Origin of the sequence: Brevibacillus choshinensis (assembly GCF_016811915.1) — a bacterium.
Taxonomy (GTDB): Bacteria; Bacillota; Bacilli; order Brevibacillales; family Brevibacillaceae; genus Brevibacillus; species Brevibacillus choshinensis_A.
The window spans coordinates 347,501-361,962 of the sequence record NZ_CP069127.1; the positions used below are offsets into that span (position 1 = coordinate 347,501).

At 53.1% G+C, this 14,462-nt stretch carries 12 protein-coding genes and 1 rRNA gene (1 of these 13 cut by a window edge); 10 read left to right on the forward strand and 3 right to left on the reverse strand.

Going from position 1 to position 14,462, the window contains the following annotated elements:
• The 10 genes from JNE38_RS02015 to JNE38_RS02060 all read left to right on the forward strand — a co-directional run.
• Positions 1 to 166, forward strand: a 23S ribosomal RNA gene (locus JNE38_RS02015) (it extends 2,761 nt beyond the left edge of the window).
• 234 nt (positions 167 to 400) lie between these two features.
• Positions 401 to 1,846, forward strand: a complete 1,446-nt coding sequence (locus JNE38_RS02020) for an efflux RND transporter periplasmic adaptor subunit (RefSeq protein ID WP_203355020.1) — start codon at positions 401 to 403, stop codon at positions 1,844 to 1,846.
• Positions 1,847 to 1,855: 9 nt separating this feature from the next.
• Entirely contained in the window at positions 1,856 to 5,005 is a 3,150-nt protein-coding gene (locus JNE38_RS02025; protein WP_203355021.1) for an efflux RND transporter permease subunit, read from the forward strand.
• A 44-nt stretch (positions 5,006 to 5,049) separates the two neighbouring features.
• The gene (locus tag JNE38_RS02030; protein ID WP_203355022.1) at positions 5,050 to 5,724 is read left to right on the forward strand and encodes a response regulator transcription factor; all 675 of its coding nucleotides are present in this window, start codon (positions 5,050 to 5,052) and stop codon (positions 5,722 to 5,724) included.
• Positions 5,724 to 7,016, forward strand: coding sequence for a sensor histidine kinase (locus tag JNE38_RS02035; RefSeq protein WP_203355023.1), 1,293 nt, complete (start codon positions 5,724 to 5,726; stop codon positions 7,014 to 7,016). The genes JNE38_RS02030 and JNE38_RS02035 overlap by 1 nt, the downstream gene beginning before the upstream one ends.
• A 147-nt stretch (positions 7,017 to 7,163) precedes the next feature.
• Entirely contained in the window at positions 7,164 to 7,451 is a 288-nt protein-coding gene (locus JNE38_RS02040; protein ID WP_203355024.1) for a HesB/YadR/YfhF family protein, read from the forward strand.
• A 121-nt stretch (positions 7,452 to 7,572) separates the two neighbouring features.
• Positions 7,573 to 8,385, forward strand: a complete 813-nt coding sequence (locus tag JNE38_RS02045) for a TrmB family transcriptional regulator (RefSeq protein WP_203355025.1) — start codon at positions 7,573 to 7,575, stop codon at positions 8,383 to 8,385.
• A 13-nt stretch (positions 8,386 to 8,398) separates the two neighbouring features.
• Complete coding sequence (locus JNE38_RS02050; RefSeq protein ID WP_203355026.1) at positions 8,399 to 9,133, forward strand: AzlC family ABC transporter permease; 735 nt, start codon at positions 8,399 to 8,401, stop codon at positions 9,131 to 9,133.
• The gene (locus tag JNE38_RS02055) at positions 9,124 to 9,453 is read left to right on the forward strand and encodes an AzlD domain-containing protein (protein WP_203355027.1); all 330 of its coding nucleotides are present in this window, start codon (positions 9,124 to 9,126) and stop codon (positions 9,451 to 9,453) included. The genes JNE38_RS02050 and JNE38_RS02055 overlap by 10 nt, the downstream gene beginning before the upstream one ends.
• A gap of 121 nt (positions 9,454 to 9,574) precedes the next feature.
• Positions 9,575 to 10,483: a hypothetical protein gene (locus JNE38_RS02060; RefSeq protein ID WP_203355028.1), complete on the forward strand. Its 909-nt coding sequence runs from the start codon at positions 9,575 to 9,577 to the stop codon at positions 10,481 to 10,483.
• Between the two features lie 77 nt (positions 10,484 to 10,560).
• Here the strand turns inward: JNE38_RS02060 and menC are convergent, their stop codons facing one another.
• From menC to JNE38_RS02075, 3 genes are read right to left on the reverse strand one after another with little or no spacing between them, the layout of a single operon-like run.
• A complete protein-coding gene (gene menC, locus JNE38_RS02065; RefSeq protein WP_203355029.1) occupies positions 10,561 to 11,709 on the reverse strand; it encodes an o-succinylbenzoate synthase in 1,149 nt (382 codons plus the stop codon).
• Positions 11,710 to 11,742: 33 nt separating this feature from the next.
• The gene (locus JNE38_RS02070) at positions 11,743 to 12,879 is read right to left on the reverse strand and encodes a M20 peptidase aminoacylase family protein (protein WP_203355030.1); all 1,137 of its coding nucleotides are present in this window, start codon (positions 12,877 to 12,879) and stop codon (positions 11,743 to 11,745) included.
• Between the two features lie 27 nt (positions 12,880 to 12,906).
• Entirely contained in the window at positions 12,907 to 14,340 is a 1,434-nt protein-coding gene (locus JNE38_RS02075; protein ID WP_203355031.1) for a YfcC family protein, read from the reverse strand.
• Positions 14,341 to 14,462: the final 122 nt, after the last annotated feature.

Sequence of the window (14,462 nt, forward strand, 5' to 3'; positions counted from 1 at the left end):
CGGGATAAGCGCTGAAAGCATCTAAGCGTGAAGCCCCCTCCAAGATGAGACTTCCCACAGCGCAAGCTGGTAAGACCCCTCATAGACGATGAGGTTGATAGGTTCGGTGTGGAAGCGTGGTAACACGTGGAGCTGACGAATACTAATCGGTCGAGGACTTATCCACACACTCTTAGCAAACATGCATATTCAGTTTTGAAGGAATGAAGATGAAAAACTGCATTCTCGATTACTTGAAAAAGTAATGGAGAATGCAGTTTTTTTGTTTTGTCCAAGGGAAAGCGGCATCTTTTGATTTTTCAAATCTAATTCAAAAAAATCCATGCTCTAATGAATTTATCTATACATATGCCTGTCTTTTGGCCCAAGCCAGATGGCAGACGAAACGGAGGAAAGTAAGGTGAATCGAACGATTCGTAGCATCACCATAGGCTTATTGGTCCTGGCTGTGGTGAGTGGTTGCTCTAGCAATGCTGAAAATTCGAACAGGAGAAATAGCCAGGCCGCCAGAGCAGTGCCTGTTGAAGTGAAAAAAGCGGTGGAGGAAGAGTTTGCGGTCCAAATGTCACTCTCTGGACGTTTGGAAGCGGCACAGCAGGTCGATGTACCCTCAAAGGCCACAGGACGTGTACAGCAGCTGCTCGTCAAGGTAGGGGACCGAGTAAAGAGCGGACAGCCTATCGCGTTGCTGGATGGGGAAGAGCTGCGAATCCAAATGCAGAAGGCCCAGGCTTCCATGCTATCTGCCAAAGCCAGATATGCAGAGGCGACAGAGGGAACCGAGGCGGAAGTACTGGCGCAGACGGCTAATTCTCTCGCAGATCTCCAGAATAAGGCCAATGCTGCAAAAATCGATCTCGATCGCGCACAAAAACTATTCTCTGAGGGCGCCATCTCTACAGCAGAAGTGGAGAAAGCTCGCCTGGCCTTGGCGTCTGCTCAGACGAGCCTGGAAAATCAAAAGCAAAAGGCACAGCAGGAGAAAAAAGGACCGACACAGGCAGCGCTGGATTCAGCGGCAGCGACATTAAAGCAGGCGGAGGCAGATTATGCCTTATCGCAACTGAACGTATCAAACCTGACGATCAAATCGCCGATTGACGGTATCGTTGGGTCGCTCTCCGCAACGGTCGGAGAAAACGTATCGAACAATACGGTCGTCGCACAAGTCATCAACATTTCCACAATGAAAGTGACAGCCAAGGCAAGCGAAGGACAAGTCGGGCAATTCCAGCCAGGGCAAAGCGTAGCGGTAAAAATTCCTTCAGCAGATGTGACGGTGAATGGGAAAATCACGTCGGTTAGTCCAATGGCCGATTCCAGCAAATCCTATCCAATCGAAATCGAAGTAGCGAATACGGACCTGCGCGCAAAGGCAGGCATGGTCGCTTCTGTCGAAGTGAAAGGAAACCCGCATAAGGCGATCATCGTACCTCGTGAGGCTGTTATCACGAAGGCGCAAAGCTCGTATGTTTTCGTGGTGGAAGGCGACAAGGCCAAGCAAGTAACGGTCACTACGGGAGAATCCGATGGGACGAAGATCGAGATTTTGACTGGACTGCAAGGGGGAGAGTCTGTCGTCGTGCAAGGTCAAAATACGCTGACTGCCAACGCCACGGTAGCTGTCATCGATCCAGCCCAAGCTCAAAAGGCGTCGGGTAAAAAGGGCGGCAATGGACAGGGCAACGGTGGTTGGCAAGGTGGCCAAGGAGGATCTGGCGGGCAAGGCGGCCAAAGAAACCAGGGCGGCCAAGGAGGTCAATCGAACCCGGGAGGACAAACCAACCCATCAGGACAACCAAACAGTACAGGGAACCCCGAGCCTTCGGCAACCCCAAAAGGATAGGTGAGCCCCATGCATATATCGGAACGCGCCATTCGTCGTCCCGTCACAGTCATGATGGGAGTCCTCATCGTGATTATTTTGGGAATCATGTCTCTCAGCCGCATTCCCATCGATCTGTATCCGAAAATCGAAATCCCAACCATCGCGGTCATCACAAGCTATTCAGGGGTAGGGCCGGAAGAGATGGAGAACCTGGTCACGAAGCCGGTGGAACAAGCAGTCGCTTCCGTAGCAGGCATCAAGTCCGTGACTTCGACATCACGTGAAGGTTCTTCGATGGTCATCGTGGAGTTTTCCTATGGAACCGATCTGGATAAGGCCGTAACGGAGGTTACCCAAAAGGTAGAACGTGCGAAGCGCTCTCTGCCGGATGATGTAGATTCCCCAACCGTCGCTCGAATGGACCCGAACAGCACGGCTGTGCTGACGCTGGCTATCTCAGCAGACATGGGGGCCGATCAGCTGAAAAGCTATGTCCAAGACCAGATAGCACCTTCGCTCGAACGCGTGAATGGAGTCGCATCGGTAACGGTATCGGGCGGTCTGGACAGGGAAATCAAGATTGTCGTGGATAAGGCCAAATTGGAGCAGTACGGCATCTCACTGTCTGACATCAGTTCGCAGCTGAAGAGCCAGAACCTGGACTCGTCCGGAGGAAATATTACGGAAGGCGGAGTATCTTACAATGTTCGATCCTTGGGTAAATTCAAGTCCGTAGATGACATTCGCAAGGTCTCCATACCATTGAAGGACGGTGGCCGGATTTTCCTCGAGGATGTGGCTCTTATCCAAGATGGATTTAAAGAAGTATCCATCGAGAACACGATGAACAACCAGACGACGGTAACGATGTCGATCATGAAGCAGTCGGGTACCAATACGGTTGCGGTCGTTGACGAACTGTACGCGGAGCTGGACCGTCAGCGAGCAAGCATGCCGCAATCGATGTCCGTCATGGCCTTGTCGGATCAATCCTCGTTCATCCGTGCATCCATCAATACACTCGTGCACGACACCCTGATCGGTGGAGTGCTGGCAATCCTGATCATTCTGCTCTTCCTGAAGAGCGCAAGCAATACAGTCATTATCGCAACAGCCATTCCGATCTCCGTGATTTCTACCTTTACGCTCATGTACTTTGCTGACATGTCCATTAACATCATGAGCTTGGGGGGACTCACGCTCGGTATCGGGATGATTGTCGATGATGCGATCGTCGTATTAGAAAACATCCACCGTCACCGGGAGACCGGCCTGTCGATTAAGGAATCAGCTGTCAAAGGGACGAAAGAGGTGGCGATGCCGGTTATCGCCGCTACCTTGACGACAGTCGCGGTATTTTTCCCGATCGTATTCGTGGAAGGTGTGACCGCTCAGCTGTTCCGGGACTTGGGAGTGACAGTATCCTTCTCCCTGCTCGCCTCGCTGATTGTTTCCCTGACGGTCACTCCGATGCTGACATCCAAGTGGACGATGGCGCACAAAAAAGAATCGCTCAAAGCTGCCGCTCATGCGGAAAAACGCAATGACTCACGTGGATTATCAGCTTACAGACGCATTCTCCACTGGTCTTTGAACCACCGCAAATCGGTCCTGGCAATCGGGCTGGCTTCGCTGGTAGCTGGAGTAGGCTTGATTCCATTTATCGGCTCTGAATTCATGCCGACATCCGATCAGGGGCAGATCAACGTATCCATCTCCATGCCGAACGGGACAGAGCTGGAAAAGACAAAAGAAGCAGTCACACAGGCAGAGGCCATTTTGGCGACAATCCCTGAAGTGAAAACGATCTTTACGGCAATCGGATCTACCAACGCTACACGCGGGAACTCTGCGTCCACCTCCGCGGGATCGTTCTTGCTGATTCTATCCGACAAGTCCGAGCGTGAGCGGACAACCGCAGAAGTAACGGACGAGATCAGACAAAAGCTGAACCGTTTCCCAGGAGCCAGACTCCGGGTCAGTGAGGCTGGCGGTACGACCTTGCCAGGCATGGGAGGCGGCGGTGGCGGACAATTCGGAGGGGCAGCGCCGATCTCCTATGCCATTCGCGGAAATGATGAGGATACGCTGAAAGAAGTAGCGGAAGGTCTGACAGCAGCCATCAGCGAGGTACAGGGTGTCCGTGAAGCAGATAACAACCTCGAGGAATCCCGTCCGGAAATCCAGGTAAAACTGGATCGCGTGCGAGCGGCGGATTTGGGCGTGACCCAAAGCCTGATTTCGGGCACCATCCAAACCGCCTTGAGGGACCAGGTGGCGACCAAATACGAAACAGCTGGGACAGAGGTGGACGTCACGCTCAGCCTCAGCGACGGGCAGGCCAGCAGCATGCAGGATATCGGCAACCTGCTTTTGACGACGCCAAAGGGTGAGCTGATTCAGATCAAGGATGTCGCCGATGTCGTGATGGCGAATGGTCCGCAAGCGATCCAGCGCTACAATCAGACGAGGGTAGTCAACGTGACGGCATCGACGGCACCAGGCCAAGACTTGGGTACGGTCACAGCCGCAATCGATCAAGTGTTGGCGACCTATCCGATCCCGCCTGGGTATACCATTGAAAAGCAGGGGCAAAATCAGCAGATGGATGAGTCTACCAAAAGCATGCTGATTGCCTTTGGACTGGCGATCGTGCTGGTGTACATTATTTTGGCAGCGCAGTTCGAGTCGATGGTGTATCCGCTGTCGATCATGCTGTCGGTTCCGCTCTCCATTTTCGGAGCGACGTTCAGTCTCTGGGTAACGGGAAGGCCGGTCAGCGTCCCAGCCTTTATCGGGCTGATCTTGCTCGCGGGGCTCGTAGTGCGTAATGCGATCGTCCTGATCGACTTTACCAACATCCTGCGCAGAGAAGGCATGGAACGGACGGAGGCACTCCTCACAGCCGGACCTGTGCGTCTTCGCCCGATTTTGATGACGACGTTTTGTACCGTACTGGCGCTGCTGCCATTGGCACTGGGCTTGGGAGAAGGGGCAGAAAGCCAGGCGCCCATGGCGACGGTCGTCATCGGTGGATTGCTGTTCTCGACCATGCTGACGCTCATTGTGATTCCGGTCGTTTATGCTATGCTGGATGATATCACGGTTAAATTGAAAAAAGCAGTACGAATCACTGTGCCGTTTCGCAAGCCAAAAACAGTAAGCATCGAAAAATAAAAGAAGCTTTCACACGTGGCTTTTCAGATGAAAGAGGGATAAGTATGCTGATTCTTGCAGTGGAGGATGAACAAGCTCTGCTTCAGGCGATCGCTGGAGTTTTGACGGATGAAGGCTATCAAGTGGACACCGCTGAGCGTGGAGACGACGGGCTATTGCTGGCGCAACGGGGAATCTACGACCTGCTCGTGCTCGATATCATGATGCCTGGCATGGATGGACTCACACTGGTCAAAACACTGCGCGCGAAAGGAATTACGACACCTGTGCTGTTTTTGACGGCAAAGGACAGTGTGAAGTCGCGCGTAGAGGGCTTGGATGCGGGAGCAGACGATTACTTGGTCAAACCGTTCGCTGCAGAGGAGCTGACTGCCCGAGCACGAGCATTATTGCGCCGGAACGGAAAGACAGGGGCAGAGGGGGAAATGTCGTACGGCCCTCTCTCCCTGAAAGTAAACGAGTACGATGGCTTCATCGATGATGATCCCATGAAGCTGACCACCAAGGAATACGAGCTGCTCAAGTACTTTTTGCAAAACCGGGAGCAAATTCTGACCCGCCAGCAAATTTTCGACCGGGTATGGGGGATCGACTCGGAAGCCAATTACGGGGTAGTCGATCTGTACGTTCATTATTTGCGAAAAAAGCTGGGTCCCTATGAAAGCTTTATCCGTACCATCCGCAATGTTGGCTACATTTTGAAGAAGGAAGAGCGATAATGTTTCAAAAAACCCGGATCCGCCTGGTGACCTTGAACGTCATCGTCGTTTTCCTCCTGCTCAATGCTCTGGGTAGCGCGGTTTACTTTACCATGAAGTACCGGCTCTACTCGCAGGTAGATCGCGAGCTGACAAAAGTAGCGCAGCGGCTGACGATTGATCCCCTCCCTCGTCTCCAGCGGATCAATGAGGATCTTTTTCCGTACAATCGCACTGAGCGCAAGAAATTTAACGAGATGGACCGAAGATATGCCCTGATCGCATGGGACGGGGTGGGACAAGTCATCGGTACGGCATTTGGAGAAAGGCTGGAGCCGGAGGATTTCCCCAAGTTCCGCCATGTCAACAAGCAGGATGGGATCGAAACCATGTCCATCAACGGTCAGGTCTATCGAGTGCAAACGGTCACCATCCCGAAAAAAGTATTCGTTGGGGATCGGATCCAGCTGGCGATGCAATATCAAGTCGTCTACAATCTGGCACCCGAGCAAAACATGCTGAGCAGCTTGCTGTACGTCGTGGCGATCGGGGATGCCGTCAGCATCGTCATCGCTGTGGTAGCCGGACTCTTTCTCGCAAGAAGGGCCCTCGTCCCAATCCAGGTCTCCTGGGAAAAGCAGCAGCAGTTTATCGCGGATGCCTCGCATGAGCTGCGAACGCCTCTGTCCGCCATCCTGGTCAATCTGGAGCGCCTGTTTCGCCACCCGGATCACACCATCGAGCAGGAAAGCGAAAAAATCATGATCGGGATGCAGGAAGCCCGTCGACTGACCAAGCTCGTATCCGACCTTTTGACCCTGGCGCGCAGCGATTCCAATGAGCTGCAAATCATGAAACAAAAGCTGCGGTTGGACGAGCTGGTGCTCAAATGCACCCAGGTGTTTACCGAGCTTGCTATCGTCAAGGAAATCCACCTGGAGACAGATATTGAGCAGCCGCTTGAAATCGTCGGGGATGAAGAGCGGTTGCATCAGCTCTTGGTTATCTTGCTGGACAATGCGCTGAAATACACGAACCAAGGCGGCAAGATCTACGTATTGTGCAAACGGGAAGGGCAGAGGGTGACGGTCATGGTCAACGACACGGGGATCGGCATTCCCAAAGAGGACATTCCCTTTTTGTTCGATCGCTTCTTCCGCGTAGACAAGATGAGGTCGCGGCAGACGGAAGGAACAGGCTTGGGATTGTCGATTGCCAAATGGATCGTTGACGCCCATCACGGAAAAATCCAGGTGAGCAGCGAGGAAGGCGTGGGAACAAGCTTTTTACTGACGCTTCCCCTCAAGCAATAGAACAAGAACAAGGAACCGATTTCCTGAAGGGGAGATCGGTTTTTTTTGAAAAAACAAAGTGCACATTTATTATACTTTTTTACTGTACATATTTAGAAAGTGGGGTAAACTACAGAAGAGAGGAATTAGCAAAGGAGTGTGGCATCGATGAACCTGACCGTGACAGCTGCTGCCGTGGATTGGTTTCGGCAAGAGTGGGGCTGTGTGCCGGGAGACAGCATTCGCTTTTTTGTCCGCTATGGCGGAGTAAGCACCGTGCAAGACTCCTTTTCCATGGGAATTGCAAAGGAACAGCCGAATGAGGCCGGGCTGTCTACCGTGGTGGATGGCATCATGTTTTATATGGAAAAGGATGAGCTGTGGTACATGAACGGACAAGGATTGACGGTGGATTACTTGCCCGCGACAGACGAAGTTGATTTTAAACTGACTTAAAAATAAAGAAGAGAACAACGGAAGGCAGAGGGCGAGAACCTCTGTCTTTTCTATTTCCAATTGACAGCTTGAGCAAACCGACTTTATAGTGAGTATAACACTAACTACTAAAGGAGCGGCTATGGACGATATCTTTAAGGAGCTTCAGAGATTGGGGTTTTCCCAATACGAATGCAAAGCCTATGTCGGGCTGCTGAAACACCATCCGATTACCGGGTACGAGATCAGCAAACGGTCGGGAGTGCCGCGCTCGATGATCTACGAGGTGGTCGGGAAGCTGGTCGACAAAGGGGCTGTTTATATCGTACCGTCCGAGCCTGTGACGTATGCGCCACTGCCGGCCAAGGAGCTGATTTCCCGGCAACGCAAGCAATTTGAACAATCGTTTGATTATCTGGAAAAGGAGCTCTCTGCCCTGGAAAGCGAGCGTGAAGTCGATGTCATCAGGCGAATCGACGGCGATGAGCTTGTGATAGCGGAAATGGGAGAGCTGATCGGGAAAGCAAAGGCGGAGCTCTGGCTATCTGTATGGGAGCCTCAAGTCCCGTTTATTCAAAAAGGGATAGAGGCGCGCATCCAGGAAGGGATCGATGTTTTTTCCGTCCTGTTTGGGGAAGCCGGTACACGAGTAGGAACGACCTTTCATCATGACTACATGTCGCCAAAGGTCGCACAGGAGCGCATGGGCGGCTGCTTGACGATCGTGGCTCGCGATCAGGAAGAAGTGCTCATCGCGAATTTCGCTCCGGGTGCGAGTGCGTGGGCGGTAAAAACGCAGGACCCGGCTCTGGTGCTGGTGGCGATCGAATACATCAGGCACGACATCATGTTTGCAGAAGTGACCAAGGAGCTGGGACCGGAGAAAGTGGAAGCGCTTTGGAAAAATAAGGCCGAACTGTTCCACGTGGTGACGGGCAAGCGGTTCAAGAGATAGGGGGATATGGCAAGTGAGGGAGCAAGAAATACGTCTGAAGGCAGATGCGGCCATCGAAAGAGAAGATACCTTTCTCCAGGGAGTCAAGGACTGCATACCGACGTTGCTCGGATATTTGAGCATCGGCTTGGCAGCGGGGGTCGTGGAGAAGACAGCAGGCCTCAGCGTGGCTGAGATTGCACTCATGTCCATCTGTTTATACGCAGGCTCTGCCCAGTTCATCGCGGCAGGCATGATGGCAGCAAACGGGTCGGCATCCGCGATCATCATTACGATTTTCTTTGTAAACTTGAGACATATCCTGCTCAGTGCGGCATTATCGCCATACTTTCGGCATTTGTCTCCGGGGCGTAACATGCTGATCGGCTCTCTTTTGACCGATGAGACATTCGGTGTCGCCATCAACGAAGCGGCGAAGCGCAAGCGCATCAGTGAAAGATGGATGCACGGTCTGAATATAACCGCGTACCTCAATTGGATTCTTGCCAACATTGCCGGGGCTTATTTCGGGCAGTGGATTGCAGATCCGGAAAAGTTCGGTCTGGACTTCGCGCTGCCTGCCATGTTTATCGGACTATTGGTACTCTCCATGGTCAGCAGAAGCAAATGGCGGCTGGATATAGCGGTAGGAGTTAGTGCTGTCGTGATTGCGGTAGGAGCCTCCCTCCTTCTGGGCGGAAATATCGGGGTAATCGCGGCGACGGTGATCGCTTCCACGATTGGGATGGTGATTGAGAAATGGAAATAAGATGGGATGTCATGCTGATCATCCTGGGGGCAGCTCTCGTAACGTTCCTCCCGAGGGTTCTGCCGTTGATGCTGTTCAGCCGAATCGCGCTGCCGGAGTGGGGAGTGCGCTGGTTGAGCCATGTGCCGATATCCGTGATGGCGGCTTTGGTCGGTCAGGAGCTGTTTTTGCAGGATGGAAAATGGGCGCCCCTAACGTCAAATGTGCAATTGCTCGCAGCTATTCCGACATTCCTGGTGGCGATCAAAACACGCAGCCTGCTCGGAACGGTAGTGGCTGGCATCATATCGATCATGCTATTGCGTTATTGGGTGGCGTAGCCGCTTCTTGGAAAGCTCCGAAAATGAAGGAGCTTTTTTCTTTTTCTAATTTTAATACTTAACAAATAAAAATGTTTGTTATATTATGAATACATAGCATTTGGAAAAAGGAGGAATGGGTATGCAGCGATTGGTGGATTCCTATTTGGAGCTTGGCGTTGTGGGAATGGCAAGGGCAGCAGCATCGGGATGGTTCGGGGGGCATTATGGAGCGGCTTTGCTGGCTGGTTATTTCATGACGCGCGAGCACGATTTGCCCGAGCATGTCATCGAAGGAATCGAGCGCACTTGTGAAGCATATCGGGAACTGAAGCCGGAGTGGTTCCTGTCTTTGGAGCAGAACGAAGAAGCAGATCCCGCTCTCTTGCAAAAGGTCTTGTCGGGCCTGGAGGAAAACGTGAAGCAGCTGCGTACATCAGGCCATGGGCTCGCGCTAGGTGTCCTCGCCCTGAAAGCGCTGCGTGAGCGTCCAGACCTGATCCGTCCGACGATAGTGGAGGGCCTGGCTACTCTCTTGAAAAAGACGACGGAAGACAGGTGTGACCGATATTGGGGGATTCCCAATTACTTTGAAGTGACGGCAGCGGATATCCGGGACATTCCTGAGTACGATACGACATTGGAGATGGCGAAAAGGACGTTTGAGGAATTGCCACCGGTCGTTCCAGGGCGTGTCATAGACGGGGTCATGTACTTTTTCTCTGGAGAAGTAGACCACAGTATCACGCATGCCCAAGCTTTGACCGATCTGGAGCGTTTCGGGTATGGTGAGTTTACAGCCAAAGGCATGCGAAATCATCGAGTGCAGCTTTACCTCGATCGGCAGATGCCCGAATTCGTTTTGCAGGATGAAGTAACAGAACCAGCCTTTGAAAAAATTACGTCCCCTGACTATTGGGCAAAGACGTACAGCGATCCTCATGCACTCAAAGTGCCTTATGCAGCGCTGGATTTGCTCAAACGCCTACCGAAAGAGGCGCAGGCGAAGGCGGAACGTGACGTATGCAAGCTTTTGACCCTCATGGATTAAGTCAGGAGGAAAGGCCCAACCGCTGCGAAGGGATACAAAAAGGGAGACCGCTATGGATCTCCCTTTTCTCATTTCCCTTAGAAGTTCGGAATGACGGTCGTCGTCGATTCGCGGTTGGCAAAGTAGCTTTTGTGTTCGATGAGGGCATCGCGGACCACGTCTTCGTTGATGACCATTCCGATTCCTGGGGCAGTCGGCACGTCCAGGACACCGGGAGCAGCGAAGTCGATCATCGGGGTGACGACATCGGCTGCAAAGTAGCGGTGAGAAGGAGAAGTGTCCCCTGGAATCGTGAAATTGGATAGCGAGGCGATCGCAATGTTGTGAGCGCGCCCGATTCCGACTTCCTGCATGCCGCCACACCAGACCGGGATGTTGTGCGCCTGACAGAGGTCGTGTACCTTTTTCGCCTCGGTCAGTCCGCCTACGCGTCCGATCTTGATGTTGATGATCCGGCAGCTGCCCAGCTCGATGGCTTTGCGTGCATCCTCGACCGTGTGGATGCTTTCATCGAGGCAGATCGGCGTCTTCAGCTCGCGCTGCAAGGTCGCATGGTCGATGATATCGTCATGGGACAGCGGCTGTTCGATCATGATCAGGCCGAATTCATCCAGCTCTTTGAGCAATTGGATGTCTTTGAGCGTGTATGCGGAGTTGGCATCTGCCATGAGAGGTACATCCGGGCCGAATTTTTGGCGGATCGCGCGCATCGGCTCCACGTCAGCACCTGGCTTGATTTTCACTTTGATTTTTTTGTAGCCGTCGCGGATAAAGCCGTCTACACGCTCCAGCAGTTTTTCGATGGTCGGCTCGATGCCGATGCTGACCCCGACATCGATCTGCGCACGAGTGCCGCCCAATGCCTGTGAGAGGGAGATGCCGTTCATCTTGGCATACAGATCCCAGATAGCTCCTTCCAGGGCAGCTTTGGCCATATTGTTGCGGCGCATCCATGAAAACAGGCGGGACACATCGTCGGGATGCTCGATCTCGCGGGTAAACAGCTGCGGGATCAAATATTTCTCGAGCATGTACCAGACCGTGTCGACATCTTCTTCATTGTAGACTGGGACGTCCATCGCTACGCTTTCCCCGAAGCCAACGTAAGGGCCGCTGTAAGCACGGACGAGAACGCATTCTTTGTGCGTCTCGAGCCCCATGCTTGTCACAAACGGTGCAGTCAACGGGATTTTGATACGTTGCAGGTCAACGCGTTCGATTTTCATGATGATCACTCCTTGGCATTGGATTGATGTCAATCAGGCATGAAGCTCAAAGGTGGAAAGTACCGTTCGGGTCAGGATCTCGATTCCATCGAGCAGGGCTTCGCGATCAAAGGTCATGTGCGGGTGATGCAGGCCTGGCGTAAGGCCGCAGCCGAGGCCGAGCATCGTCGCGCGCAGATGAGGACGTTCTTTGGTGTAGTAATGGAAGTCCTCTGCACCGGGAGTGGAGATGGGAGCTTCGAGCTTGCCTGGGCCGAGCGTCTGCGTGATCGCTGCTGCCAGGATTTGTCGGGCTTCCTCGTTCACCTCAGCGGCATACACGCGCTCGGTAATCTCGTACTGCACCGGGACCTCATAGAGCTGGGCGATATGCTGCAGGATGTGCTCCACCTTGGTGAACAACGCATGGATGGCTTCGTTTGTCTGGGCCCTTAAATCCAGATGGAAGTGTGCCGAGCCAGGGATGATGTTCGTGCTTTTCCCGCCAGCAGACAGCTGTGTCATCTTGACGGAATACGGAATGAGCGGGTCCAGATGGATGCCTTTGAGCTGTTCCACGATCGCGGCTGCCACCTCGATGGCATTGACCCCGAGATGAGGACGCGCACCGTGGGCATCGCTGCTCTGAATGTGACCCGCAATCGTGCCTGCCGCGCCATGCAGAATAGCAGAGGCAGCCGTTCCGTTTGGAATTTCTTGAACAGGGCGTAAATGAACGCCGTAAAGGTAGTCAATCTCGTCGACGACCTTCTTGTTTACGAGGGTGAGCGCTCCATTCCCGGTCTCTTCGGCTGGCTGGAAAATGAGGCGCAGTCGACCGGGCAGCTGGATCTTCTCTGCATGCAGAACCATGAGGACACCCATCGCCATGGTCATATGCGCATCGTGACCGCAGGAGTGATTGGCGCGAAACACACCGTCTACTTCTTGCCATAGGGCGTCCATGTCGGCGCGCACCCCTACGGTAAGGGACTCGGGAGCAGCATGGCCATAGTCTCCCACGACCCCGGTCACATCCTCAAAGGTAGTAACTTGGCAACCGTGCTGGCGCAAAAAATCAGCGACAAACGAGGTAGTGGCTTCCTCCTGCCAACTCACTTCCGGATGCTGATGCAAGTGATCGAATAGAGAAAAGATGGCAGGCCGTAATTGTTCGATAGTAGTGCGCATGGTTCCTCCCTATGATGTTGGACCGATTTAGGTGATGCCGAGGTATACGGCGGTGATTAGCGCGACGCAGGCAATCAACGCCCAACCGAGCAGCAGCTTCCAGATGAATTTGACCCATTTTTCATAAGGGATACCAGCAACCGCCAAGTAGCCCATCAAGGCGGAAGAAGTCGGAATGATCGAGTTGGTGACCGAATCGCCATACTGGAAGGCGAGGACGGCGACTTGACGTTGGATGCCCAAGAGATCGGCAATCGGTACCATGATCGGCATCGTGGTCGCAGCCTGTCCGCTTCCAGAAGAAATAAACAGATTGAGTACCGCCTGGATCAGGAACATCGCAATGACGTTGATGGCGTCGGGCAGATGACCGATGGCCGAAGTGAGGGCGTAAATCATCGTATCGATGGTCTTCCCATCCTCCAGCACGACCGTGATGGCACGGGCAAAGCCGACGATCAAGGCACCGAATGTAACGGCTTTGGCGCCAGCTACGAAAGAGTCAAACAGGTTGTTGACGGAGAGTCCGCCGACGAGTCCCGCGACCAGACCCATGATCAGGAAAGAAGCAGTGAGCTCGGTCAGGAACCACTCGTATTTAAAAACACCGTAGACGTTGCAGGCAAGTCCGACGACCATGACCAGAAACACCAGCTTGTGGCGAATATTCAGCTCTGGAATGTCCATCTCTACTTTTTCTGAGACGGCTTGCTTTTCTACCTCATAGATCACGCTCTTGGTCGGGTCAGCCTTTACCTTGTAGGCATAGCGCATGACGTACCAAATGGCAAAGCCGAGAACGATGACGTAGATGACCGCACGGAATGCCAGGCCGGAAAAGAGGGGGAGCTGCGCAAGAGATTGGGCGACCCCGACTGTGAACGGATTGAGCATGCCGCCCATGAAGCCACTGGCTGCTCCCATGGTGATCATCGCGGTACCGGTGACGGCATCAAAGCCCATCGCACGAGCCAGCGCAATGCCGATCGGAACGAAGATAATGCTCTCCTCCGCCATCCCCATCGTGAAACCGCCGATGGAAAAGAGGAACATGGAAGCGGGGATCAAGAGCTTTTCCCGTCCCTCCAAATGACGTACTCCTTTGTGTATCCCGGATTCAATGGCCCCGGTGGAACGAATGATGCCAAAGACCCCGCTGACGATGAAGATGTAAAAAATGATTTGCGCACCTTTTTGCATCCCGTCTGGAATCGCTTTGAACATGTCAAAGAATCCGACAGGGCTGCTTTCGACTGGATGGTAGCTGTTGTTCACGACAATCGTTTTGCCGGAGGTAGCGTCCTTGATGCGCTCGAATTCTCCTGTAGGGAGCACATAGGAGGCCAGGGCTGCCAGGACGATCATGATAAAGAGAATGGCATAGGTATGAGGCACGGAAAAACGTTTTTTGGCCGGCGCTTTGGTCTGCGCAGGAGCCGGAGAATGATGCTGTGTAGCCATGAGGTCACCTCGCTTTTAATTGTTACAACTCGGTGAATAAGCAAGGGTCATGCCAAGATTCGACAAAGCTTGAAAATAGCGATTTCTCAGGCATTGCTTCACGGTCAACAACCATCCACCTG